The following is a 23,542-nucleotide window of genomic DNA, read 5'->3' on the forward strand; positions in this document are numbered from 1 at the left end:
CCACAGGGGATCTGCGCTTAACTGCCCGGCTCCCACAGTGCTTTGTGGTGCCAGGCAGCAAGCATTTCAACTCGTCAGTTGAGCACCGCAGCCCCCAACTTCTGGGCCCGGCGCCGGCTCGCCACCAGCAACCCCGCCAACACCACCAGCAGGCTCAACACACCGGTCGCAATAATCTCCACCCGGTGCGCTTCCTGGAACAGCATGATGGTCAACGCGCCGACGATAAACACGATCACCGCATAGGTCAGGCCCGGAAACAGCCACATCTTGAAGGCAATCTTCTCGCCCGCCGCTGTACGCTTCTGACGCATGCGCAGTTGCGACACGGCAATCACCAGGTACACCAGCAGCGCAATCGCGCCGGAGCTGGCCAGCAGGAATTCAAACACCGCCGCCGGGGCCACGTAGTTGGCGAACACCGCGAGGAACGCCGCGCCGGTAGACAGCATCACCGCCCAGTAAGGCGTGCCGCTCTTGTTGGTGCGCTTGGCCACTGCCGGCGCATCACCACGACGGCCCAGGGAAAACAGCATGCGCGACGCGGTGTACAGCGCCGAGTTCAAGCAGCTGGTCACGGCGACCAATACCACCAGGTCGACGATCAGCTTGGCATTCGGGATGCCCATGCGTTCCAGCACAGTCTGGTAGGAACCAACGGCTGCCAGGGTCGGATCGTTCCATGGCACCAGGGCCACGACGATGAAGATCGACACCAGGTAGAACAAGCCGATCCGCCAGATCACCGAGTTGGTGGCCTTGGTGATCTGCTGGCCAGGGTTCTTCGACTCTGCGGCCGCGATGGTCACGATCTCGGTGCCCATGAACGAGAACATGGTGGTCAGAATCGCCGCCAGCACCGCGCCCATGCCGTTGGGCAAAAAGCCTTGGGTGTCGAACAGGTGCGAGACGCCGCTGACCTGGCTGCCCGGCAGCAAGCCAAAGATCGCCAATACGCCGAGGATCACAAAACCGATGATCGCCACCACTTTGATCAGGGCAAACCAGAACTCGAACTCGCCATAGTTCTTCACACTGAACAGGTTGGTCGCGGTCAGCAGCAGGGTGATGACCAGGGTGAAGGCCCAGATCGCCACATCGGGGAACCAGGCATGCAGGATGGTTGCGGCGGCGTTGGCTTCCAGGGGAATCACCAGCACCCAGAACCACCAGTACAGCCAGCCGATGGTAAAGCCGGCCCAATGGCCGATGGCCCGGTCGGCGTAGGTGGAAAATGAACCGGTGTCTGGCGAAGCAACGGCCATCTCGGCCAGCATGCGCATCACCAGCACCACCAACGTACCGGCTGCGGCATAGGCCAGCAGCACGGCAGGCCCGGCTGCCGCAATCGCGTGGCCGGAGCCGACAAACAAACCGGCGCCGATCACACCGGCAATCGACAACATGGTGACATGCCGCGGTTTGAGCCCCTGTTCGAGGTCATTGGAGCTTTGCGTACTACTCATTGACACACCTTTGCGAGGAATTGCGTATTCGGTCCACCCGGTTTGCTGAGTCTTCGTGAAAAGAAACAAACGGGGCGTTCTTTATTTTTTACGCAAGATTTGCGCCAAAATGTTACAAAGCCAAGGTTGACGCGGCCTGTAGGACAATCCATCAACGCTCGCAAGCCATTGAGATTACTGGCAATCCGCCACAGCGTTACCGGTCGACTCACTTCAAGAACGAATGAGCGCACCAAAAACACACACAAAAAGTCAGTGACGCCCAATTAAAGGGCCGATAGGTGCCGTTTACCCGTTTAACCCTTCCAACACCCGGCCAAAGCTGGCACCATCGCGCCCTTTTTTACGCGACTGCCACGGGTTTATCGGTTAAAACGGCTGTTCGGTTGTTGATGGCGCGACACGCTACTGTGCCGATGCGACAACCTGTCACACACCGCCTGTTTAACGCCCGTGGCGCTGTTGGCTGTCATCCGAACGCTATGCTAGCTTGGCGCCACGCCAGGAAGGCGACCCAACAGCAGGAACGCAATGAACACAATGAGGACCGCACATGGCTTTGGCCGCGCCCGCGCTTGAAATCCGCAACTTGCATAAACGCTATGGTGAGCTGGAGGTGCTTAAAGGCATCTCGCTGACCGCTCGCGACGGCGATGTGATCTCGATCCTGGGTTCGTCCGGTTCCGGCAAGTCCACATTCCTGCGCTGCATCAACCTGCTGGAAAACCCGCACCAGGGCCAGATCCTGGTGGCCGGCGAAGAGCTCAAGCTCAAGGCCGCGAAAAACGGCGAGCTGATGGCCGCCGACGGCAAGCAGATCAATCGCCTGCGCAGCGAAATCGGTTTTGTCTTCCAGAACTTCAACCTCTGGCCGCACATGAGCATCCTCGACAACATCATCGAGGCCCCACGCCGCGTGCTCGGCCAGAGCAAGGCCGAAGCCATCGAAGTGGCCGAAGCGCTGCTGGCCAAGGTGGGCATTGGCGACAAACGCCACGCCTACCCGGCGCAATTGTCTGGTGGCCAGCAACAACGCGCGGCCATCGCCCGCACCCTGGCGATGCAACCTAAAGTCATTCTGTTCGATGAGCCCACTTCGGCACTTGACCCGGAAATGGTTCAGGAAGTACTTAATGTGATCCGCGCACTGGCCGAAGAAGGCCGCACCATGCTGCTGGTCACCCACGAAATGGGCTTTGCCCGCCAAGTGTCCAGCGAAGTGGTGTTCCTCCACCAGGGGCTGGTCGAAGAGCAAGGATCGCCACAGCAGGTGTTTGACAACCCGCTTTCGGCGCGCTGCAAACAATTCATGTCCAGCAACCGCTAACGGAGCAACATGCATGCAGAACTATAAAAAATTCCTCCTGGCCGCCGCCGTTTCCATGGCGTTCAGCGCCACGGCCATGGCCGAGACTTTGAAAATGGGGATCGAGGCGGCTTACCCGCCCTTCAACAATAAAGACGCCAGCGGCAACATTGTCGGCTTCGACAAAGACATCGGCGACGCCCTGTGCGCCAAGATGAAAGTCGAGAAGTGCGAAGTGTATGTCTCGGACTGGGACGGCATCATCCCGGCCCTGAACGCCAAGAAGTTCGACTTCCTGGTGTCGTCGCTGTCGATCACCGACGAGCGCAAGCAGGCCGTTGATTTCACCGACCCGTACTACTCCAACAAGCTGCAATTCATCGCGGCCAAATCCATCAAAGACTTCAAGACCGACGCCGACTACCTCAAAGGCAAGATCATCGGTGCCCAGCGCGCGACATTGGCCGGTACCTACCTGGAAGACAAACTGCCAGACACCACCGCCAAGCTCTATGACACCCAGGAAAACGCCTACCTCGACCTGACGTCCGGCCGCCTGGACGGGATGCTCGCCGACAAGTACGTGCAATACGAATGGCTCAAGAGCAAAGACGGTTCGGCCTACGAGTTCAAAGGCGATCCGGTTGTAGAAAGCGACAAGATCGGCATCGCCGTGCGCAAAGGCGACCCACTGCGCGAGCGCCTGAACAAGGCCCTGGCGGAAATCAAGGCCGACGGCACCTACAAGAAGATCAACGACAAGTACTTCCCTTTCAGCATCGAATGATCCTGATTGGCCAGTCCGGCGCGCTCGCTTGAGCGCGCCGGCTTTTCGCAAGCCTTGCGCGATATGAAAAAACCATGAATTTCGATCTCTACGGATTCGGCCCCGCACTCGCTGCCGGCGCGCTGATGACCGTCAAACTGGCACTCACGGCGTTATGCCTGGGGCTGGTGCTCGGCCTGGCCGGCGCCTTGGCCAAGACTTCCCCGTACAAGTTCCTGCAATGGCTTGGCGGCGCTTACTCGACCATTGTCCGGGGCATTCCCGAACTGCTGTGGGTCCTGCTGATTTATTTCGGCACGGTCAATATGATGCGTGCCCTCGGGGAGTTCTTCGGTAACCCCGACCTGTCGCTCAGCGCCTTCGCTGCCGGCGTGATTGCCCTGGGCCTGTGCTTTGGCGCCTACGCCACCGAAGTGTTTCGTGGCGCGATCCTGGCGATCCCCAAAGGCCATCGTGAAGCGGGCATCGCCCTGGGCCTGTCGAAGCTGCGTATTTTCACCCGGTTGATCATGCCGCAGATGTGGCGCATCGCCCTGCCGGGCCTGGGCAACCTGTTTATGATTTTGATGAAGGACACCGCGCTGGTCTCGGTGATCGGCCTGGAAGAAATCATGCGCCACGCGCAAATCGGCGTGACCGTTACCAAGCAGCCTTTCACCTTCTTCATGGTCGCGGCCTTCATGTACCTGGGCCTCACCGTCCTGGCCATGGTCGGCATGTACTTCCTGGAAAAACGCGCCGCTCGCGGCTTTGCGAGGAGCACGCAATGAACGGCGACTACAGCTGGCTGTCGCATTTCGACCTGGGCCTGAACTGGGCCGTGATCATCAAGTGGCTACCACGACTGGCCCAGGGCGCAACCCTGACCCTGGAACTGGTGGCCATCGCGGTCATCGCCGGGCTGCTGCTGGCGATCCCCCTGGGCATCGCCCGTTCTTCGCGCCTGTGGTACGTGCGCACCCTGCCCTACTGCTACATTTTCTTCTTCCGTGGCACACCGCTGCTGGTGCAGCTGTTTTTGGTCTACTACGGCCTGGCGCAGTTCGACGCCGTGCGCGAGAGCGCCCTGTGGCCCTACCTGCGGGACCCGTTCTGGTGCGCCACCGTCACCATGACCCTGCACACTGCCGCCTACATCGCGGAGATCCTGCGCGGCGCGATCCAGGCCATCCCGCCCGGGGAAATCGAAGCGGCGCGGGCGCTGGGCATGTCCAAGCCCAAGGCGCTGTTCTACATCATCCTGCCGCGTGCCGCGCGCATCGGCCTGCCGGCCTACAGCAACGAAGTGATCCTGATGCTCAAGGCCAGCGCCCTGGCCAGTACCGTGACCTTGCTGGAACTGACCGGCATGGCCCGCACCATCATTGCCCGCACCTACCTGCCGGTGGAGATCTTCTTTGCCGCCGGGATGTTCTACCTGCTGATGGCCTATGTGCTGGTGCGCGGCTTCAAGCTGCTGGAACGCTGGTTGCGGGTCGATGCCTGCCAGGGACGCTGACAGCGGGTTGATGGGCGAGCGACTGCTGGCCCGTTTTCTCGCGCTGGATGCGTTCCTCACCGAACATCAAGGGCTGTGGCGACCACGGCCCTTCACCCATCTGCAATTGCCTTGGGAGGCCCAGCATCCAGCGCTGGCCCAATGGTTGCGCCGGCGCTCCCTGGCAGAAGCCGAAAGCAGCCATAACCTGCCCACCGAACTCCAGGCCCCAGCGCCGTTTCCCCAATGGGCGCAGCTGGCCGCCCAGCTCAGTGCTGTGGATAAGTTACCGACGGGCGCGCTGCATGCGCCGTCGGCGCGCCTGAATGTCGATGTACCGGGGCGTAAATGGCAGCAAATCGAGGCGTTTGGCAGCGCTCTGCAGTTTGCCGAGCGCCCCACCCATTGGCTCGACTGGTGCGCCGGTAAAGGCCACCTCGGCCGGCGGCTGCTGCAACCGGGGCAACACCTGACCTGCCTGGAGTACGACCCGGCGCTGATCGCCGCAGGCCAGGCCCTCAGTGACCATCATCAAATGCCCGCCCGCCACCACCCACAAGACGTGATGGCCGAGGACGCCGTGCAACAACTGCGCGGCGAACACACCCCCGTCGCCCTGCACGCCTGTGGCGATCTGCACGTACGCCTGCTGCAATTGGCCAGCGCCGCCGGCTGCAAGCACCTGGCCGTGGCGCCCTGCTGTTACAACCGCATCAGTAGCGAGCAGTACCAGGCGCTGTCGGCCCCGGCCCGCGCCTCGGCGCTGCGTTTGTCGCGGGAAGACCTCGGCCTGCCCCTGAGCGAAACCGTCACCGCCGGCTTGCGGGTACGCCTGCAACGCGACACCTCCATGGCCCGGCGCCTGGGTTTCGATCAGTTGCAGCGGCAGCTGCGCGGGTGCGATGAGTATCTGCCCACGCCTTCGTTGCCCAGCGAATGGCTGCATCGGTCCTTCGCTGACTACTGCCAGCACCTGGCGGCGCTCAAGGGGTTATCCACAGGCGAGCAGGACTGGGCCGCGCTGGAGCAGCACGGCTGGCAACGCCTGGCACAGGTACGAAACCTGGAGTTGGTGCGTGGGCTGTTTCGCCGCCCGTTGGAAATGTGGCTGGTTCTGGATCGGGCACTGTTTCTTCAAGAGAACGGCTACCAGGCTCAAGTAGGCCGCTTCTGCGAAACAGCACTGACCCCGCGCAACCTGATGGTGCTCGCCGAGCGCGATTAAAGGGCAGGACGCCCTGTGGATAAGTCTGTTGATGAAATTCTGTCGAGTGCCGTAAAGACGGGCGCCACAGGCACAAATGCTGACTGGTCATTATTTGTTCACAAAATAAAACGCACGCAAAACAGGCAGTTGCAGCGTAATGAGAACATCTTCACAAAATGACTGTTTCAACACTTGTGCGACCAACAAATTGTGCATAAGCATTTGCGCCTAACCGTATAAGACGTGGTTCAGGCCGCGCCTGGAGGGCCATCCAGTAACTGGCACAGCCCATGGATATCGTCACAGGCCAGGCTCGCGGCCTCGTTATCCAGAGGGTCCTCGCCAAAGGCCAGCGCCTCGCTGATCTGCGGGTCACGATGGATCACTTCCACGCCACCTTCCCCAAGACGCTGCCTGAACAGGTCCAGCATATCCAGGCTGAAGGCACTACCCTCATCCAGCTGGTTGACCAACACCAGGCAACGTGGCGCCGACGGGCGCGCAAGATACGGCGCCAACAAGCGCTGCATCTGCTCCAGCGTGCCCAGCGACGCCGCGTCTGCCAGGGCCAGCACCACCACGGTATCGGCGACGCGTAAGGCCTGGTGCAAGTAAACATTATTGCCGGCAGGGGTGTCGATGATGACCGTGTGTTGCTCACGCAAACCCAGGCGTGACAAGTGCTGCGCCAGCCACTCCGGGTCCTGCTTGAGCCAGCGCTGCAGGTCTTCCTGCTGCTGCATATCGGTCTCGCCGAAGACCACCACCTGGCAGCCGCAGAAACCGGGCTGGGCGAGCTGATCCCAAGGTTGATTACACAGGCTGGCACGACCGAGGCCCGGGGTGCCCTGGGGCAGGTCAAAGTGCAGGTACAGGGCGTTTTGCGGATCCAGCTCCAGCACCGTCACCGCCCGCCCGAGGCGCTGCAAGCCGCTGCCCAGTGCCGTCGCCAGCGTGCTACGGCCCACCCCACCATTGACCGAGGCCAACACCACCACCCGTGGGCGTTTTGCTGAAGCGTCGATTGGCTGGGGTTGCTCCGCAGGGGAAGGCGCGTCGTCGATGGGGGTGTCTTCGAAGAACTGCAATGTCGCCGTCATCGGGTGATCCTGACGGATAGCATGCTTTGCAAAACCTTCGTCGGCCTGGCTCACAGCCCCTCCTTGTCCCGGCACCGCTTGCAGAGCATGGGCGCACATGTTGTTCAGGCAGTCTGGGACAGGTCGGAGGAGGTGTCATTATTTTGGTGTTTTTTATCATGTTCATTTAGACGAGCGGTCAAGAGTCAATCTAGTGACTCTGCTTTATGCGCTCCCACTGCTGCGCAACGTGCTCGGCACTGGACGCACTCACACGCGCCAGGTCGACGGGATACTCCACCCCCTGATTCTCGACAAACCGCGTCGCGGTAAATTGACCATTACTGGCGCGCAGAATGTAGCCCGTGTCCTGGCATTGCCCCGACGCCAGGAACACCACCCCCGGCGCCACCCACTCCGGCTTGAGATTGTCCGGCTCACCCTCGATGCCCCACATGCGCGTCTTGGCCACCGGCGACACCGCATTGACCAGGATCCCGTCCTTCGCGCCTTCCATACTCAGGGCATTCATGATGCCCAATTGCGCCATCTTGCCCGCCGCATAGGCCACCAGCCCGGGCTGGGCATATTGCTGGTACATCGCCCGATCAGACGACGTCAGCACCACCCGCGCGGCAGTGGATGGCTTGAGGTATTGCCAGGCATGTTTGCATAGCCAGATGGGCGCATAGACATTGATACCCAGCGCACGCCCGATAAACGCCGCGTCCGCCTCCTCAATGGATTGATAACCCACCCAGCCGGCGTTATGAATCAGGATATCCAACTGCCCAAACGCCGCGATGGCCATCTCGACCAATTGCCGACAGCCTTGCTCGCTGGACAAATCCCCCTGATGAGCAACCGCGCTCAACCCCTGGGCCTCAAGGCGGCGTGCCGCGTCCAGGGCGATAGCGTTGTCGCTTCCCGAACCGAGGTTATCGGCGCCGATATCACTGATCACCACATTGGCCCCGCGCTGGGCCAGTGCTTGTGCATAGATAAACCCCAAGCCACGGCCTGCGCCGGTGATAACGGCGGTTTTCCCTGCGAAATTCATTGGCTTTTCCTCATTGAGTGCCACCTCAACTTAGCAATGAACAACGGCGTTGTTTAATACTGATCAAGGGGCGGTTTGATACCTTCTGCGTATCAAGCCCCACGCCACCCCAAGGCCTCGGCACCGGCACGCATCACCCTTTGCCAAAGCGCTGGAGCGTGCGACCGGCAGCGGAAAAACCACGTTCTGAAAAATAGTCAGAATTCAGGGGTTTACAGAACCTTTCCAATCGCTATAATCGTCGCCCTAACACGCCGGTATAGCTCAGTTGGTAGAGCAACTGACTTGTAATCAGTAGGTCCCGGGTTCGACTCCTGGTGCCGGCACCATACAAAACAAGGCCTCGCAGCAATGCGGGGCCTTGTTGTTTCTGCCAAACGTACAAATAGACGTACAATTCAATAGCAGCCCGCATTGCAGGCTACCCCGTCTTCAGCAATTATCCACAGCCAGTTCCCGACATTCGGTCATGGATAGAAAAAGGACGAACATGCTTTCCGGAAAAATCAAAGTCACGTTTGAAGTTCCTGACCAGCGCGAAGCAGAAGAAGGCGCGCGTCCTTTCATCTCGCTCAATACAATGGACATTGTGGACGCTGCCATTGAGTCAGGTCTTTCGGACCGCTCCCCTCTGCTCAACCTCATACATCAAGCAGGTGAAGACCTAGACCTTCAGGAGTTACTGGAAGAACACCTAATGTCCTGGGAGCCAGAAGACCGACCGGCTGCTGCCGAAGCCATCGCGGATTGGCTGGAGTATCTGGCCAGGTTACTCCGCAGAGAAAATGAGCATTTGTCGCTGGACTTGAAGCCTAGGCCTTCACCCGGACCTAGAAATTGAGCGCATGGATAGCACTTATTTCGACCAATGAAGTCGAGCTAAGTCGTCACAGCCTTAGACCGTATTTTCAGCGACCAGGCTGAAATCTTGATCAAATAGTCAATTTTACGAACTGCTGATCGAGGTTGCTGTCAGATGCTATGAATGCGTTCGTTAGCGCATTCAGATACCGAAACGGCTGCCGATACACTCTGTGTGAAGGCAAGTCAAATGACGAACGGGCGCTATCATAGTTATTTTTCATTGACTTCATGCGTTGACATATGAAGAATCGGCCCCCACTTTAGGTGGGCCATAAATTATGTTTTATGGCGCAACGAAGACCATTTCTGCCTATAGTTATGGCATGCCCGGCAATCAGCCGGGACGAGGAGAGAATCGTGGGACACGCACTGAAAAAAACCGACCGTATCTATATTCCGCAGCGCGACAAATCGCGAGTGGCATCTGCACGTCCGGCTGAAGGCGAGTACCAGGTTCAAATCGAAAAAGCCTTCTGCATGGCATTCGAGCGCTACGAAAAAGCCTTCGAGGAACTCGCCAAGGTCTGATCCGTGCCGCCTAAAGATCTTTCGGCATTCGGCGAAATTCAGGAGGGGATTCGATATCTCACTCCTGAAGCGCTAATCTGGATCAACAAGCGGCTGATCTCCATCCAGACGCCTGGAGAAATGATCGGCGTAATCAAGCCTAATGAATTGGGCTCCTCTCAGCAGCGACCTGCTCAGTACCGGTACTACGAGCGCAATTGCGACATGTATTGTCTCGCATCAGTCCTGATGGAGAGCTTGATCAAAAACCATCCTTTTTCAAACGCAAATAAGCGAACGGCCGCTGCTTCCGGCGTGCTGTTTCTGCTGATGAATGGGTATGAGTTAACAGCTCCCGGACATGAGCTTGTAGAAATCATGCTTGGTGTGGCAAACAACGAATACTCTCGGGATGATCTGGAGAACTGGCTCGCTCACTGGGGCCGCGAGTTCGATACCAGAAACCTCAACGCCCCGGATGCCTGGCTTGAGATGTTTGCCGCGACTCTCGTCGGCCCCGGGAATAAGACCGCATCCCCTTAACTCCCCCGGCGTCCTGCCGAACGAACACAAACCCCTATTTTGAAACACCCCTGACATACGCCTGGCACGCCCGCAGCGCGATCAATCCTCTATCGCCGGCATCGGTGATGGCGATAATTCGTTGAGCATGCGCTGGGTCAAGTTGGGCTCGACGGGCTCCATGAACCACGCCGATGGCGCCGGGGGCGGCAGGCACGTTGCAGCCACTGGCTGAATCCGTGGAGTCGAGAAGGACTGACAACCGCAAATCAGTAGTAGCAAGGCGGTCAAGCAAGCGGGCCTGGTTGCGTTGAGCATCGGAAAGTTCTCGGGTGTGTTGTTGATCGGAGGTGGCCAGCGTCTTCTCCAGGCCCAGGCGCCTGTCCTGCTCGTCGCGCACTTGCTTGATGGCCACCGCGCTGATCCTGTCCAGCTCGCCCTGGTGCAGGCCGGCCTGCTCGGCCAGCATCTTTCCCATTCGCCATCCCTGCACCTGCCAGGTAACGCCGGCGGCGCTGGCCATCAGCACCAGGGTCAGCACCACCAGCCCGGCCAGCTTCTGCACGGGCGTCATCACGGCACATCCTTGAAAAAGATGTGATGCCCGAGGCGCAGCGTCTGCTTGGCCTTCGCCGCCCAGGCCGGGGCCTTGGGCATCGTGGTTGCGTAGTAGTGCGTGGCGCCGCCGGTTGGATCCGGTACCGCACCGGACATCACCTGGTCAGCAGCACGCTGGGCCTGGGCGAACTGCGCGGCCGGGATCGGCTTGGCGCCACTGAGGTAGGCGTAGTTAGGGTCGTTCTGGTTCCAGCAGCTGAACTGCCATGGCTTCAGGCACACGCCGGCGTAGCCCTCCCCCCACCAGGACTTGGCCTTGCCGTCGAACACGCGGTTGCGGATGGTCCAGGCCACGGCGATCTGTCCGGCCATACCCTCACCACGGGCTTCACCCCAGAGCGTGCGCGCCAGGATGTCCCGGTCTTTATCGGAAGTGGTCATGCTTTTCTCCAGGCAAAAATAAACCCGCTCGATGGCGGGTGTGGTGAACGGCTGGGCGGCGCTACGGCGCGGCGGGCCAATCAATGGCAAGTGGGTAACCGTCCTGCTCAGGCACACGGCTCAGCGCCACTCGGTATTTCTTCCAGGCCTTGAGGGTCGCCAGCTCTGCCTCGGTCCCTTCGTCGATATCGACGGCGTCCTGAAGTGGCGCGATTGCGTAATCCGCCTCGGCTCGCAGGTGCGCGATCTGGGTTTGTGCAGCCACCACAGGATCCAGCGCCGGCGGCGGCAGCTCTTCCTGTCGGGGAAGATCCGGCACCAAGATGTGCAGCGTGATCATGACCTTCAGATCGTACGGCTTGCCATCTTTGGTCACGGTGACCGTGAGCAGGCCGTCATCAAAGTCAATGTCCACCTCGGCGGGGCTGTCTGCTGGGTGGAGCCCGTAGCCCCAGCCCTGATCGATGGGTGGAAATGGGACCATGCCCTGCGTGCCGGTGACGCAGTAGACGCCCATGCCCTTGCGATAACAGGTCACCTCGGTCCCGCCCAGCGAGACGAAATCAAACTTTTCACCCGTGCCGGTGATGTTAATTGCTGCTCTTGCCATGATCAGATCGCCCTCAGCGTGTTGTCGGCCATACGAGTGGTGTTACCGGTGTGGTAGACCTGCACCCATGGGGCGAACCCGCCGAACGCAGATCGAAAGAAGAGTCGGTTATCGCCGTTGTAAATCATCAACTGGGCACCCACCAGGCCCCCGCGCCTGAGGTTGATACCGGTTGCGTTAATCGCTTCTCCGGTGCCACCAGGAGAGACAGCATTGCCGGCGATAAAGGCGCCACCAAGATTGTTATAAGCATCGTTCCAGTCAGAGACGATTACGCAATCCCCACCAACGCCAAAATCACCGACTTTCAGCACTCGGCCGCCGGTGGTGTCGCTATTGCCCACGGTCACGGCCGCTGTCGCCGCAGTGCCCAGCCCCAGGCCTGAGCGCCCCTCAACCTGGTTTCTGCCACCAGTACCGCCCATGGCCACCGGCACGACATCCTGAGTGGAAACATCACCCAGGCCCGCGAGCGTGGCGCCCCACTGCTGAACAAATTGGTTCACCGCGTCGGCCAGGGCTTTGGGGTAGCCATTGACGGGCACGATCCCGTACCCGGCGCCGCCAACGGCCGGCCCACGGTACGCCGGCGAAATGGCAAGCGACGTATCGCTTGCGGGGTTGATCACTTGATAGATGCCCTGGTCAGGGCCGACAAACATATCCCCGGCACGGCAGTTCGAGAACTTGGTGCCAACGCCCGTTACTGTCAGGCTCCCGTTCTGCACGCTCACAGTCCCTTCTGAAAACCAAGAAGCCATAGGTTTCTCCAGTTGAGTGCCCACATCGGCACTTGAAATTAGTTGTAGTAGCGTTCTATTGGAAATTTACAGACGGGAATACTTAGGCAGAAGCCATCCGATCCTTGCCAGTAGAATCGTTCCAAGTAGTGCTTCTGATTGAAAATATGCAAAACCTGAACTCCGCCCTCTAAAATTGTGATGCCCGCATATTTCGAGGCGTTTGCAAACCACATAATTCCTCGATCAAGACTTGACACACTTATAAAATCATCAGCATCAACCGTTACATCGCTGTAGTAGATATCGACAAAGGTCCCTCTGCCAATAGTCCAGTTCTTTGAGAACTTCCCATAACGAACAACCCTATCACTGGACACAAACATGATCCGGTTTTGCGCATCGCGCACTTCAAGTCCGTATTCAGATGAACTGCTTTGGTCGGAATATTTGCAAGACACAAACTCCATTAAATAGTCTTGCAACACGCTTCCGCCCCGAACTGCTGATGTGACATGAAACCCGGTCCAGTTACCGGAAGATCCTTCAATGGAGGTATACAGCCCAAGGCTGGCGTGTGATGCCGATATCGTCCTCAAAAATATTTGGGGCGGTTCCACGGTGCGAATAGGTTTGGCAAAGGTAAACTGCCCTTTGCCTTCCTTGTCAGTGTAGCGAGACTGGATTCTGAACTGCCCTCGCTCGGAGAACACCAGTACTTTGTACACGCTGCTGATGCTGACAGATCCGTGATCGTTTACAGCTACAAAACCGTAGTCATCCATATCAATTTACCTTGACCACTTCTACGACGCTCTCCACAACATTGCGCGTCCACATCTCGCGGTTTTTCCCGCCACCACCACCGTCCGGCTCGCGGTAATTGATTTGTGTGTAAATCGCAATTCTTGTCCCGCCCAAGTTTGTGTAAGTCGGTAAGCCACCCCAAGTATCAGGGTAACCAGGCTGATCATACGGCGCGTAAACTTTGGGAGTGATCGTGACAAAGCAGGTGGCGGGATCATAGCCTGGAACATCCATAAGGATGTACTCATAGTTAGAACCTCTTCCGCCACCAGTTGCAGCCGGGACTATCAACACCGCCAACTTCTGTAGGGTGAAATCCTCCATACCTAATGTTTTAACGCCGTTAGCGTCAAACACACTTAAACCAAAGTCCATGCCCACACCTCCCCTGCAACTTCAACCCAGTCAAAGCCTTAGATTGCCGGTCATAGTCCGACGCACGTCATTACCGTCATACACAGCAAGGCCGTTGTTATTGAGCAGAATCGATCCGCCAGTACCATCGCCACGAAGTGCGAATGTGCCTGACTTCACGTTGATTTCCAGCAATGGCCGACCTCTGGAGTCGACATCCTCAGATCGTAGCGTCATGCCCAGGATGATCTCCTGGATGAGCGCCTTGCTGATGATCGCGGTGTTGAACACAACCTGATTGTTCTGGACCACAAACATCGGGATGACTGTTCCGTCGATCTCGTTCACGACTGCAAATCGCTGCGCAAAAATCAAGAACTCCGACTGTTCACCATCCGAACCAAACGCCAGCCCAGTCACCACCTTACGACCATCCACAATGGTTTGAGCCTTCATGGTGGTCTGGGCAGACACCTTGCCGTCGAGCTGGACCACGGTCTCGCTGACAGCCTGCACAGATGCACTTGTCTGGCCGATGCTCGACTGCAGGGTTTCCGTCCTCTTGGCCAGCGCCTCAGTCGCAGTAGCCTGCACCTTCTTCTCGACCTCAAAGCTGGCTGTCGACTCCCAGGCCTTGATCGCGCCGGCAAGATCGCCGGAACCATCATCGCCGCGCACCGAAGCCCGCAGCGCCTCATTGCTGGACGCTTGAGACGTGACCTTGCCGTCGAGGTTGGTGACCTTTGTGTCGAGGCCGGTAATGGCCTGGGCGTTGCCGGCCACCTTCCCCTCGGTCAACTCCAGGTCGCTTTTGAGCTGCGTCAGTTGGGTGGCTGCCGTCTGCTTGTTGGTGGCCACCACCTGCTCCAGCACGGTCAGCCCGGACTGGTTCGCCCCTACCCTGGCGTTGAGCGTGGTCAGTTGCCGCGCCATTGCATCGCTTTCAGAAGCTCGCGTGCGCTTCTCAATCCCAAGGTCAGCTGTCGATTGCCAGCCTTTCACCGCGTCCGCCAGATCGCCCGCGCCATCATCACCACGGGCGGCCGAGCGCAATGCCTCAACCGATGTCGCGGTGGCCACCACCTGGCCCTCGATCTCCTCAATCATGCTGGTGACCAGTTGAACCTGCTGGGCCAGCGCGTTGGTGGTTTGCAGGATCGTGCCGATGTCCTTCCAGTACAGCGGGTTTGGCGGCGCTTCGCCGGCCGGTACCGGGCCAGTCGCCTGGTACAGGTGCCCATCCTTTTGCGTGAATGCGCCGGCGGTGTAGGGTTTCGTGGGATCGTACGGCTCCGCCCCGGTAATCTGGCCCAGCAGCCCCTCCAACTCTGCCTTGGCCTCCTTCAGCCGTTCATTGACCGAATCAGGGCCATCCCCCGAAATCAGGTCGATCTCTTCTCGCAGGCTTGGATACAGCGCACCCTTGCCGATTTTGTCGGCGAAGTACTTGTCGTACTCGGTCTGGTCCGAACTGGCCTGGCCATTGACCGCGCCAGGGATCGGGAAGAACGGCCCGACGTTGCCGGTACGGTCCACAAGGCGCGCCCAGAAGAACAGGCTCGCCCCCGCCAGCAGGCTGTGCATTTCATGCTTGGCCTGCGGGTAGCTGAAATCGCTCAGCTTCTCGGCCGTCGTCAGGTCCGGCGACTCGCTATACCAGACCTCCGTGCGCTGGGTGTCCTCTGCACCTGGTGGAAAACCCCACTGGATGCCGATGCCATAGACCAGGCTGGTGGTGGTCAGGAACGCCACTGCCGGCGGTAAGCCGACCTTGCCGGTCAACTCGACCTCTGGACTGCTACCCCAGATTGAGGTCACATCCATAGCGTTGGCCGAACTCACCCGGGCGACATAACGCCCGCTGTAGATGTTTTCTACCTCCGCGCCAAGGTTTCCGGTACGCGGCAGACGCACCCAGTTCCCGCTGTCCTTGCGCCACTCCACATTGTACGCGGTCGCCCCAGGAACAGCGTCCCAGGTGATGCGCATGCCAGTAACCGCAATCCCCTGCGACACGACGCTGCGCGCCTCCAGGGTGATGTTCGCCGGCGGCGACATGACACCCGGCGGTAGAACGCTGGTGGGCTGCGGATCAATCCGGGCGCCAGTGTCGATGGCCGGAAACTTCAGCGGTTCGTGCTGAGTCGCGGCGATCTTGAACTGGTGCAGGCCTTGAGGCTCGATGGTCTGCACTCGAAAGCGCATCACAGCCAGGTCAGCGCTTTCCACGGACCAACTGCACTCGGGCTCAGGCAGCTCCGAATAGTCAGCCATCACGGTGACCAGGCGGCCAGAGACCGACTTGACGATCCGACCCTCTGACTTGCCGCTTGGCAGGTTCAGGATCAGCCGGTCCTCTTCATGCACCTCGGCATCGATATCCAAGGTGATGACGCGCCTGGTGGCCGCACTGATACGCCCGCCGTTCGGACGCCCCGAGAACATCTCATCAGCCACGCAGATGATCTGGCCAGGCTCAACGTTCTGGCCTTCCATGCCGGTAGTGAAGCTGACAGACCACTCTTCGTACTGCTCGGACTTCAGCGCCCAGACCCCGTGACGGATCGCCTCGCCCTCGACGGTGCAGCCGAAGCGGGAGATATCGAGCATCCGGTGGCCAAGTGAACCGATCAGCTCGTCATTGGTAACAGGGGCCGGCTGGGTCTTGAACTCGTTCTCCGGGTTGTCCCAGGCCACCTTGGCCCGGGTGTGCCGGTCAGGGTAAGCAGCAGCAACGTATTCAAATTCACCGATGATGTTCGAACGGGTGAAGACGTAGCCGTCTTCATTGCCCGGGATGTCAGCCACCATGGTGACCTTGGATCCGTTCCAGCAGCTGCTGCCACGAAACACGCTGGCCAAGTCCGACAGCAGCGCATAGCCCTCTATCGAATCCTGGATGTAAACGTTGGTCGTCATGCGGGGCTGCAAGCCGCCCTTGCCATCGGACACCATCACATCGCAGTAACGGCCGATCTCGTAGAGAGTCCAGTGATCGACCATGTCAGCGGTGATGCGACGGCCCAGGCCATAACGGCGGTGCAACAGCAGGTCGCGCCAAACCCAAACAGGGTTATTGGTGTAGGCCAGCTTGAACGTGCCGTTCCAATCCCCAGTGTAGGTCCGGCTTTGCGGGTCGTAGTTGGTGGGAACCTGAACGATCCGTCCGCGCATCAGCGCGCTGAACTTTGGCGTGTCCTGAAACTGTTTGGCGTCAAACTGTAGGCCGCCCAGGGCCAGGTTTGGATAACGCAGCTTTTTGTCGATGACCTCGGTCAGGCCCTTGACCCGCATGAGGTCGGCGAAGTTTGAGTCATTGCGGTTCGGTGTGAGCCGGCGAACACGCACAAGCGCGCTCGTGAAACCTTCCGGCAAGTCAATCCGGTGGGTGCGCTCGTACTCCGTGGTGCCCTTATCGTCCAGCGTGGCTGACACAACTGTCTGATAACTACCGCCATCAACGGATAGATCTATGGCGTAATCAATGCGATATCCAATCTGGTCACCGTTGGTCTTGACCTGCCAGATCTGCGGCCAGGACAGACGGATACGAATCGCCGACAACTGCTGATCGGTAATGGCACGCGTCCAGGCGTTGTCCGACTTCAGCTCAACCGGTAGGCCTTGTGAGGCCTCGTTTTCGATAGCCGGGAAGCCAGCGATATGCTCTTGGTCCACGGTGCCTGGACGAAAATCCCAGATCGTGCCCGGGAAGTTTTCGCTACCGTCCGGCGAGATCAGAGGCGTACCGTTGAGCTTGATCGATTGCCTGTCATTGACCGGGCCAACAATCGGCCCCTCGCTCAAGGCATACAGCAGCTTGACCGTGGCGACCGACAGCGCACTGTCTGGCGCCTTGTATGGGGTGTATGGCTTCTTCTCACCACCTTTGCCGCCCATAACGCGGGCAGCAGCAGGCCGGCGCCGGCGCTTGGTAGCGGGCGCTGTTGCGGTCTTGGTCATGGGTTTTCCTTACTGCTGGTCTTCCGAGAAGATGCCGGCCGAGATGAGGGAGCCGCCGATATCGCGCTCACCGTAGAGCAGGGGCTTGCAACGGCCTTGAGCCATCGTGGTAACCGCGCCACCGAATGCATATGAAGGCCTGTTGCCGTCGCCCTCCTTATCCAGCACCCCCAACGGTGAGGGCGACATGCTCATGGCGATACCGCCAATCATCAGGCCGGCGCCCGCTGCCACCAGGTAGTACTGCTGGGTAATCGCCCCAATTACCACAAGGGCCAAGCCGGCAATGGTTGCGAACAGCCCGCCGCCCTTGCTCCCAATCACGATTGGCGCAATGCGGATAGGCTCAACGGTGTCCTGGCGCATCTCGATCTCGTTTTCACCGAGGTTCTGCTTGCCACGAAATACTGCATAGGTCAGGCCGCGCTCTTCGGAGAACCTCAGAAAGCGCTTGAAGCCCGGGATTTTCACGCACAAGGCGTGGACGGCCTCAGCACAAGACGCGACGGCCAGGTGATGCACGCGCCCGAACCGGGCACCCAGCACGCCATAGAGCATCACCAGCACCACCAGAGGCTGCGGGCGAACCGTTGTTCTCATGGCCATCAGTCAACCTCCGGCACTCGTTGGTGCCGAAGAATCAGCACGGTGTAGTCGGCCCACATGCCGCCGTAAACGTCGCGGGTGGATTTCTTGTTGTAGCGGTGATGCAGGAAGGTGCCCGGGGCCGGGTGTAGATCCGGATCGCTGGCCAGCAGGCCGTCACCCAGATAGATGCCAGCGTGGTTCGGTGCAGCAGCGTTGATCTGCATGACAATCATGTCGCCCTTGCGCGGCATCGAGACCGGATAGAACCCGGCATCCTCGTAGTATTTTTCGTAGAGGCTTTCACCGTCGTTCCACCAGCCATCCCGGCGCGGGTAGTTCGGCAGTTCAATCCCATGCTCGCGCTCGTAGTAGTCGCGGCACAGGGCGTAGCAGTCGAGCAGGCCATGGCCGAACTCTCGACCGACCAAGGGCGCCTGGTACCCGCAGGGCTTAAACTCGAAATACTCCCCAGACGGCCAGCTCACAATGCCCCAGGGCTTTTCGTGCAACTCACAGCTGACACGGTCGGCCATGCTCGGCATGGGAGGCACGTCGGGGTGGCTGTGAATAATCATTGCCACTTCGCCGCGATCCTCTGCATCGCACTTGTCGCCAGGGTTGATGATGAAGTGCTCGCTCGGGGTCTTGGCATCGTTGCGGCACGGGACGTACTTCAGGCGCCCCGCCTCGCGGATCACCACACCACAGCTCTCCTTGGGAAACTCAGCAGCGGCGTGGGCCTGGATCTGTTTCAGCATCGTTTTATTCATGGTTGCCTATCCAATAAGCGAAGCGCCCGGCGCACCACCAAATGGCAGCGGGTTTCCTTTCCCGTGTCGCATCTCACAGGCACTCGGGAGTCCGTTACAGCGATCCAGCGCAGGGTCAGTTACCGGGTTGCCGTCGAGGTCGAACATCTTGATGCCGGTGTAGTTGCAGTCGGGCCCGCGATACTCGCCCCACAAGCACCACTCGCAGCGGTTCATGATCAAGCCGCCTGGAAGCATCTGCCCTTTCACCGCCGTCGGCGGCGCCAGGGAAAACACAACCTCCTCTCGCAACAAACTGGTCACCTGATTGATGTAGGAGATATCCAGCTTTTCCATGGGGCTGGCCGTGGGGTTGCCCTCGGGGAAGTTCGCGGCGTCCAGGTACTTGGCATAGGTCTGCCGCACCGTCAGCTTGACGCCGCTCATCCCCTGGAACTGGCGGCACAACGCAGTGATCGTGCCGTCGATGTTGCTGATCTTCAGCATCGGCGTTGAGTTGTTGCCCTCAACGCTGCGCCCAAAGCCGCCCGTTTCGTAAGGCCTGGGCAGGTATGCCTCCCCCTTCCAGATGATCGGGGTCGACTGCTGGTGAGCGTGGTATCGCAAGATACCCATGCCCCGCGCCTCACCATCCAACTCGATCAGTTGGATAATCGCGCCCGGCTCCAGCTTCTGGTTGTCCAAGGTGATCATGGGTTGAATACCTGCTGGAAGGTGGTGCTTAGGGTGTATTTCTTCCTACCGTGAGTTTGCAGTTGCCAGCCACCGGTAGTGATGTAGGCGCCTTGATCCTCAAGCGGCGGCGCCCATAAGAAGTGGTTTGCGCCCTTATGCCGCTTGAAAAAATCCCGAATCGACTTGATGTAGGCCTCGCCACCCGTGAACGACACCGCGTAGGCGCCAGACACGTTGTTGATGCCGACCGACAGGCGCTGGCTGTAGCCGTTCCCAAACTTCGATTCGAGGTTGTCGGTCTGGTCATCACCAGACGCACCAACCCGTGGCGACCAGGTGAATACCTCTGCCATCAGCTGTTTCTCCGATTGTTTGGATCAAGCAGGCCGTTTTGGCCCTTCTCCTGCTGTATCACCTGCCGGGCGATCTTCGGCATTTCTGATCGGGCAGTGGCCAACAGCGCCAGGCCCATCTGCTCATAGCCCTCTGGCGCGTTGACAGCACCGCCAGAGCCATCGCCATTGATATGCAGGTGGATCTCCGGCGCAGCACCAGAGCCTGCACCGGCAGCAACAGAGGGTGCGGTGAACGCAGGCGAGATACCCGGGCTACCAACGAACCCGCCGCTGGCATAGCCAGGCTTACCGCTGCGGTTCAGGCCTATCAGGTAATCCTTCATTCCGGGTTGGTCGACCACTTCCTTGCGGATCACCACTTCACCGCCGTGGACGACCCCCTTGGGCTCGAACTTGCCGCCCGGCCCTGTGTAACCGCCCTCCGAAAAACCGGCCAAGGCCATGCCGGCAACCATGCCCGCGTTGGCATAGCCAGCCGCAAGCAGCGCCGCACCGACAGGGATACCGCCCAAAATGGTCAGTTCCGCCGGCGCCTTCGCTGCGGCGATCTGGGCGTTCATGATGATCGACGCAACTGCAAACGCCTTTTGCGCCACGAACAGAGCCTTGTAGGCGCCGGACTGCTCGCCAGCGATCTTGCCAACCATGTCTGCGGCCTGGCCCGACAACTCGCTGAAGGTGCCAATAACAGCCACCTTGTACGCCCCCTGGATATCAGACAGGCGTGACTGGTTGGACTGATTGATCTCAACGACGCGATCCAGGTACTGCTGCTCGGCGGCCAGCTTCTGCTCGTTGGTGCTTTGCTGGTCCGCCAGGATCTGGTCGCGCAGATCGGCTTGCATCGCCAACTGCTTGTCGTGCCACTTCTTGAGTGCCGCCTCAGCTTCAGCGATTTTGACCAGCTCGCCGGAAGGCCCGCCCACCGAGGAATCGATGCCCCCGAACTCTGGCGCCTCGGTAACAGTGGCTTTCGAGATTGCATCAGCACCGGCGCGGTAATCGTCCGAACTGAGCTTCCCTGCTCGATTGGCTGTTTCCAGCACCTGCATCCGTTCTTTCGTGGTGGCCAGCAGCGCCTGCTCTTTTGTTTGCAGGCCAGCCATCAAACCGTCATAGGCTTTTCGGGCATTAAGCGCGTCCAACTCAATAGCCTTGCCTTCAAGCATGACCTTGTTTTTTTCGGTCAGCTTGGAAAGCTCACCAGTAGTAAGGTCGTACCGAAGACGCCCCAGCTCCGTGGTCTCTCCGTACAAGGCAACCTGCTGGGTGAGGTTCGCCAGGGTTTGTTTGTATGCGTTGTTGAGTTGCTCCGCTTGGCGCTGGATATCCTCAGATGCCTTTTTCGCCTTCTGCTGCGCTTCCTCGGATGCCTTGGCTGCCGCTTCAGAGCCCTTGATCGCGCCGGCAAGAATTCGCCAGCCCTCCGCTGTAGCAGGATCGACACCTTCCCGCTCAATGCGACGATTTACTTCGCCAACCAGATCGCCGCCATCTCGAACGGAATTCAGCCGCTCGACCAGGGTTTTGGAATAGCTGGTCCAGCCATCAATGGTTTTCTGGTCCGGGCCTTCAATTTTCTTGAGACCTGCGCCGGCCTGGCCGGCGGCAACTGCAACATCGTTCAGGCGCGCCGTGAGCATATTGGCAACGTCGCCATAGTCACCAGAGGCCTTGATTGCTTCGCCATATGCAGAAGCCGACTCGTTGATGGCCTTCGTCATTTCCTTGTTGGAGCCAATAGCCGTGACCAACTGCTGGCTTGCTGAGTCAATGTCCTGGCCACCAGCTATCCGACGATTGAAGTCGGTCACTGCCCGATCCCGCTGAACTGGAGTGGCGGTGTAAGTGTCGCCCCACTTGTCATTGCCCTGGGCAGCGGCGCGAATCTCCCGCAGCGCTTTCTGTGCCGCCACCTGAGCGTCGGCCTTCTGCTGGATAACGCCGTCCAGCTTGTACCGGGCCTGTTCTTTGCCCAGCTCTGCAAACTCCTTGCGCAACTCCTCGACCGGACGTTTCAAGTCGACCGTGGCCTTTCTGGCCTTTTCGCTGTTATCACTGAACAGAAGGTAGCTGGCAGCCGCCGCGCCGACCGTCAGTGCAAGTCCGGCAGGGCCGCCCATCACACCAAGAAGAGCCGCCCCAGCACGCCCAGCCAGCGATGTCGCTGCTGATTGTGCGGACTGAGCTGCAGTTTGTGCAGCAGCAGCCTGCGCATCGGCAAGCCTGGCGATACGCAACCGGCTAAGAGCGGCTGCATGCCCATCAGTAAATCTTGTCGCAGCAACCTGAGCATTCGCAGCCACAGTCTCCGCTGCAGCGCGCCTAACCGCCATATTGGCGGAGTCAAGCTGCGCCCTGCTACGCCCGATTTCTGCTGAGTTTGCTTCCCGAATAGCACTGACCTGAGCCCATAGACTCTTGATCAAATCTCCCGCTTTCAGACCACCATAAGCAGCCCCAACGGTGAGCGCCGAGGCCGCAAGTACGTCCATGTTTTCAGCAACAAACGTAACCGCGCGGGCAAGTATTTTGGTGCTGCCAGTCGCCCCATCCATCCCGCCAACCCAAGCTTGGAATGAGTTACTGACGGTTGTAGTAGCTCGACTTACCGAGCCGGGCAAATCCTTAAACTCTCCCTGCAATGCGCCTAACTGGCTGATTAACGCAGGTACCACCTTGTCGATGGTCAGCAATCCCTGGTCGGCCATGGCCTTGAGGTCTTTCCGAGCAACGCCCATACCAGTTGCAAGCGCTCGAATCACTCGATCGCCATTTTCGTTGACGGCGTTGAACTCCTCGCCGCGCAATACCCCTTGGCCGAGCGCCTGGGAGAACTGCGTAATAACCGAGGAAGACTCGGCGGCGCCCGCCCCAGAAAGTTGTAGCCCCAAGGCCAGGGCCTCGGTCACGCCAAGAACATCGCTCGACGAATAGCCAAACTCCCTCATCGACGCAGAAGATCTGCTGAACAGGTTTGCGTTGTCGGCAAAGGCTGTGCCGGTGCGCTGACTTACTTCAAACAGCGACTTCTGACTGACAGCAAAGTCATCAGTGCTTGTAGATGCTTGTTTTAGTCGCGCGTTAACCTGATTCCAGCTATCAGCTTGGTGAATTATGTTCCCAACAGCCAGTGCTCCGGCCATGGCGGCGGCATAACTTCCAACTGTTGAGGTGAGAGATTGCATTGCCGTGCCCTGGGCGCGGACGGCGGCCTCCTGAGATCGCCAGGAGCTAGTAGCATCCCTGTTGCCAGTGGTGATGGTGCGAAGGTAGTTCTGCCCCATACGACCAGCCCGGGCCATTTCGCGCTGATAAGCGCTTGTCTCTGCAGAGACACTGACAACCAGAGAGCGCAGCGTTTGCCCTGCCATACATTTCTCCAGGCATTAAATAACCCGCCGA

General features: G+C 59.3%; 23 protein-coding genes and 1 tRNA gene. 9 read left to right on the plus strand and 15 right to left on the minus strand.

Annotated elements, in window-relative coordinates:
• Positions 1-74: 74 nt before the first annotated feature.
• A complete protein-coding gene (gabP, locus tag HBR94_RS10260) occupies positions 75-1,466 on the minus strand; it encodes a GABA permease (RefSeq protein WP_057437117.1) in 1,392 nt (463 codons plus the stop codon).
• Between the two features lie 553 nt (positions 1,467-2,019).
• Between gabP and HBR94_RS10265 the strand changes: the two genes are divergently transcribed.
• From HBR94_RS10265 to HBR94_RS10285, 5 genes are all read left to right on the plus strand, one after another.
• A complete protein-coding gene (locus HBR94_RS10265; protein ID WP_057437115.1) occupies positions 2,020-2,793 on the plus strand; it encodes an ABC transporter ATP-binding protein in 774 nt (257 codons plus the stop codon).
• Between the two features lie 13 nt (positions 2,794-2,806).
• The gene (locus HBR94_RS10270; RefSeq protein WP_170044683.1) at positions 2,807-3,559 is read left to right on the plus strand and encodes an ABC transporter substrate-binding protein; all 753 of its coding nucleotides are present in this window, start codon (positions 2,807-2,809) and stop codon (positions 3,557-3,559) included.
• Positions 3,560-3,633: 74 nt separating this feature from the next.
• Complete coding sequence (locus HBR94_RS10275; protein WP_057437111.1) at positions 3,634-4,329, plus strand: ABC transporter permease; 696 nt, start codon at positions 3,634-3,636, stop codon at positions 4,327-4,329.
• A 38-nt stretch (positions 4,330-4,367) separates the two neighbouring features.
• Positions 4,368-5,057: an ABC transporter permease gene (locus tag HBR94_RS10280; RefSeq protein WP_029295855.1), complete on the plus strand. Its 690-nt coding sequence runs from the start codon at positions 4,368-4,370 to the stop codon at positions 5,055-5,057.
• Entirely contained in the window at positions 5,038-6,261 is a 1,224-nt protein-coding gene (locus HBR94_RS10285; RefSeq protein WP_170044685.1) for a methyltransferase, read from the plus strand. The genes HBR94_RS10280 and HBR94_RS10285 overlap by 20 nt, the downstream gene beginning before the upstream one ends.
• 230 nt (positions 6,262-6,491) lie before the next feature.
• Here the strand turns inward: HBR94_RS10285 and bcsQ are convergent, their stop codons facing one another.
• Entirely contained in the window at positions 6,492-7,343 is an 852-nt protein-coding gene (gene bcsQ / locus HBR94_RS10290) for a cellulose biosynthesis protein BcsQ (RefSeq protein ID WP_170044804.1), read from the minus strand.
• Positions 7,344-7,533: 190 nt separating this feature from the next.
• Positions 7,534-8,382 carry an SDR family oxidoreductase gene (locus tag HBR94_RS10295; RefSeq protein ID WP_170044687.1) on the minus strand — a complete coding sequence of 283 codons (849 nt, stop codon included), beginning with the start codon at positions 8,380-8,382 and terminating at the stop codon, positions 7,534-7,536.
• 253 nt (positions 8,383-8,635) lie between these two features.
• On the opposite strand from HBR94_RS10295, the gene HBR94_RS10300 reads away from it, so the two are divergent.
• The 4 genes from HBR94_RS10300 to HBR94_RS10315 all read left to right on the plus strand — a co-directional run bounded on the left by HBR94_RS10300 (position 8,636) and on the right by HBR94_RS10315 (position 10,296).
• A tRNA-Thr gene (locus HBR94_RS10300) sits at positions 8,636-8,711 on the plus strand.
• Between the two features lie 161 nt (positions 8,712-8,872).
• Entirely contained in the window at positions 8,873-9,223 is a 351-nt protein-coding gene (locus HBR94_RS10305) for a hypothetical protein (protein WP_169898435.1), read from the plus strand.
• Positions 9,224-9,603: 380 nt separating this feature from the next.
• The gene (locus tag HBR94_RS10310) at positions 9,604-9,774 is read left to right on the plus strand and encodes a hypothetical protein (protein ID WP_169898437.1); all 171 of its coding nucleotides are present in this window, start codon (positions 9,604-9,606) and stop codon (positions 9,772-9,774) included.
• Positions 9,775-9,777: 3 nt separating this feature from the next.
• Positions 9,778-10,296: a type II toxin-antitoxin system death-on-curing family toxin gene (locus HBR94_RS10315; RefSeq protein ID WP_169898439.1), complete on the plus strand. Its 519-nt coding sequence runs from the start codon at positions 9,778-9,780 to the stop codon at positions 10,294-10,296.
• Between the two features lie 34 nt (positions 10,297-10,330).
• Here the strand turns inward: HBR94_RS10315 and HBR94_RS10320 are convergent, their stop codons facing one another.
• The 12 genes from HBR94_RS10320 to HBR94_RS10375 all read right to left on the minus strand — a co-directional run bounded on the left by HBR94_RS10320 (position 10,331) and on the right by HBR94_RS10375 (position 23,511).
• Positions 10,331-10,849, minus strand: coding sequence for a lysis system i-spanin subunit Rz (locus tag HBR94_RS10320; protein ID WP_170044689.1), 519 nt, complete (start codon positions 10,847-10,849; stop codon positions 10,331-10,333).
• Complete coding sequence (locus HBR94_RS10325) at positions 10,849-11,274, minus strand: cell wall hydrolase (RefSeq protein ID WP_170044691.1); 426 nt, start codon at positions 11,272-11,274, stop codon at positions 10,849-10,851. The genes HBR94_RS10320 and HBR94_RS10325 overlap by 1 nt, the downstream gene beginning before the upstream one ends.
• 61 nt (positions 11,275-11,335) lie before the next feature.
• A complete protein-coding gene (locus HBR94_RS10330) occupies positions 11,336-11,884 on the minus strand; it encodes a tail fiber assembly protein (protein ID WP_170044692.1) in 549 nt (182 codons plus the stop codon).
• Between the two features lie 2 nt (positions 11,885-11,886).
• On the minus strand, positions 11,887-12,645 hold the full coding sequence (locus tag HBR94_RS10335) for a hypothetical protein (protein WP_170044694.1): 759 nt from the start codon (positions 12,643-12,645) through the stop codon (positions 11,887-11,889).
• A gap of 38 nt (positions 12,646-12,683) precedes the next feature.
• On the minus strand, positions 12,684-13,409 hold the full coding sequence (locus tag HBR94_RS10340; protein ID WP_170044696.1) for a hypothetical protein: 726 nt from the start codon (positions 13,407-13,409) through the stop codon (positions 12,684-12,686).
• A 1-nt stretch (position 13,410) separates the two neighbouring features.
• Positions 13,411-13,806, minus strand: a complete 396-nt coding sequence (locus HBR94_RS10345) for a hypothetical protein (RefSeq protein ID WP_092236114.1) — start codon at positions 13,804-13,806, stop codon at positions 13,411-13,413.
• A gap of 30 nt (positions 13,807-13,836) precedes the next feature.
• Positions 13,837-17,748, minus strand: a complete 3,912-nt coding sequence (locus HBR94_RS10350) for a DUF1983 domain-containing protein (protein WP_170044698.1) — start codon at positions 17,746-17,748, stop codon at positions 13,837-13,839.
• 9 nt (positions 17,749-17,757) lie between these two features.
• Positions 17,758-18,354, minus strand: a complete 597-nt coding sequence (locus tag HBR94_RS10355) for a tail assembly protein (RefSeq protein ID WP_262381248.1) — start codon at positions 18,352-18,354, stop codon at positions 17,758-17,760.
• Positions 18,354-19,106: a C40 family peptidase gene (locus HBR94_RS10360; RefSeq protein WP_170044700.1), complete on the minus strand. Its 753-nt coding sequence runs from the start codon at positions 19,104-19,106 to the stop codon at positions 18,354-18,356. The genes HBR94_RS10355 and HBR94_RS10360 overlap by 1 nt, the downstream gene beginning before the upstream one ends.
• A gap of 6 nt (positions 19,107-19,112) precedes the next feature.
• Positions 19,113-19,799 carry a phage minor tail protein L gene (locus HBR94_RS10365; RefSeq protein ID WP_170044702.1) on the minus strand — a complete coding sequence of 229 codons (687 nt, stop codon included), beginning with the start codon at positions 19,797-19,799 and terminating at the stop codon, positions 19,113-19,115.
• Positions 19,796-20,134, minus strand: coding sequence for a phage tail protein (locus HBR94_RS10370; protein WP_170044704.1), 339 nt, complete (start codon positions 20,132-20,134; stop codon positions 19,796-19,798). Before HBR94_RS10370 ends, HBR94_RS10365 begins: the two co-directional genes overlap by 4 nt.
• The gene (locus HBR94_RS10375; protein WP_170044706.1) at positions 20,134-23,511 is read right to left on the minus strand and encodes a tape measure protein; all 3,378 of its coding nucleotides are present in this window, start codon (positions 23,509-23,511) and stop codon (positions 20,134-20,136) included. Before HBR94_RS10375 ends, HBR94_RS10370 begins: the two co-directional genes overlap by 1 nt.
• Positions 23,512-23,542: the final 31 nt, after the last annotated feature.

This window comes from Pseudomonas sp. WS 5412 (genome assembly GCF_012985615.1).
Classification (GTDB): domain Bacteria; phylum Pseudomonadota; class Gammaproteobacteria; order Pseudomonadales; family Pseudomonadaceae; genus Aquipseudomonas; species Aquipseudomonas shahriarae.

Excerpts from the sequence above, each read along its gene's own strand:
- gabP (WP_057437117.1), bottom strand. The coding sequence starts at position 1,466 with ATGAGTAGTACGCAAAGCTCCAATGACCTCGAACAGGGGCTCAAACCG.
- HBR94_RS10265 (WP_057437115.1), top strand. The coding sequence starts at position 2,020 with ATGGCTTTGGCCGCGCCCGCGCTTGAAATCCGCAACTTGCATAAACGC.
- HBR94_RS10270 (WP_170044683.1), top strand. The coding sequence starts at position 2,807 with ATGCAGAACTATAAAAAATTCCTCCTGGCCGCCGCCGTTTCCATGGCG.
- HBR94_RS10275 (WP_057437111.1), top strand. The coding sequence starts at position 3,634 with ATGAATTTCGATCTCTACGGATTCGGCCCCGCACTCGCTGCCGGCGCG.
- HBR94_RS10285 (WP_170044685.1), top strand. The coding sequence starts at position 5,038 with ATGCCTGCCAGGGACGCTGACAGCGGGTTGATGGGCGAGCGACTGCTG.
- bcsQ (WP_170044804.1), bottom strand. The coding sequence starts at position 7,343 with ATGACGGCGACATTGCAGTTCTTCGAAGACACCCCCATCGACGACGCG.
- HBR94_RS10295 (WP_170044687.1), bottom strand. The coding sequence starts at position 8,382 with ATGAATTTCGCAGGGAAAACCGCCGTTATCACCGGCGCAGGCCGTGGC.
- HBR94_RS10305 (WP_169898435.1), top strand. The coding sequence starts at position 8,873 with ATGCTTTCCGGAAAAATCAAAGTCACGTTTGAAGTTCCTGACCAGCGC.
- HBR94_RS10320 (WP_170044689.1), bottom strand. The coding sequence starts at position 10,849 with ATGACGCCCGTGCAGAAGCTGGCCGGGCTGGTGGTGCTGACCCTGGTG.
- HBR94_RS10325 (WP_170044691.1), bottom strand. The coding sequence starts at position 11,274 with ATGACCACTTCCGATAAAGACCGGGACATCCTGGCGCGCACGCTCTGG.
- HBR94_RS10330 (WP_170044692.1), bottom strand. The coding sequence starts at position 11,884 with ATGGCAAGAGCAGCAATTAACATCACCGGCACGGGTGAAAAGTTTGAT.
- HBR94_RS10335 (WP_170044694.1), bottom strand. The coding sequence starts at position 12,645 with ATGGCTTCTTGGTTTTCAGAAGGGACTGTGAGCGTGCAGAACGGGAGC.
- HBR94_RS10340 (WP_170044696.1), bottom strand. The coding sequence starts at position 13,409 with ATGGATGACTACGGTTTTGTAGCTGTAAACGATCACGGATCTGTCAGC.
- HBR94_RS10345 (WP_092236114.1), bottom strand. The coding sequence starts at position 13,806 with ATGGACTTTGGTTTAAGTGTGTTTGACGCTAACGGCGTTAAAACATTA.
- HBR94_RS10350 (WP_170044698.1), bottom strand. The coding sequence starts at position 17,748 with ATGACCAAGACCGCAACAGCGCCCGCTACCAAGCGCCGGCGCCGGCCT.
- HBR94_RS10355 (WP_262381248.1), bottom strand. The coding sequence starts at position 18,354 with ATGGCCATGAGAACAACGGTTCGCCCGCAGCCTCTGGTGGTGCTGGTG.
- HBR94_RS10360 (WP_170044700.1), bottom strand. The coding sequence starts at position 19,106 with ATGAATAAAACGATGCTGAAACAGATCCAGGCCCACGCCGCTGCTGAG.
- HBR94_RS10365 (WP_170044702.1), bottom strand. The coding sequence starts at position 19,799 with ATGATCACCTTGGACAACCAGAAGCTGGAGCCGGGCGCGATTATCCAA.
- HBR94_RS10370 (WP_170044704.1), bottom strand. The coding sequence starts at position 20,134 with ATGGCAGAGGTATTCACCTGGTCGCCACGGGTTGGTGCGTCTGGTGAT.
- HBR94_RS10375 (WP_170044706.1), bottom strand. The coding sequence starts at position 23,511 with ATGGCAGGGCAAACGCTGCGCTCTCTGGTTGTCAGTGTCTCTGCAGAG.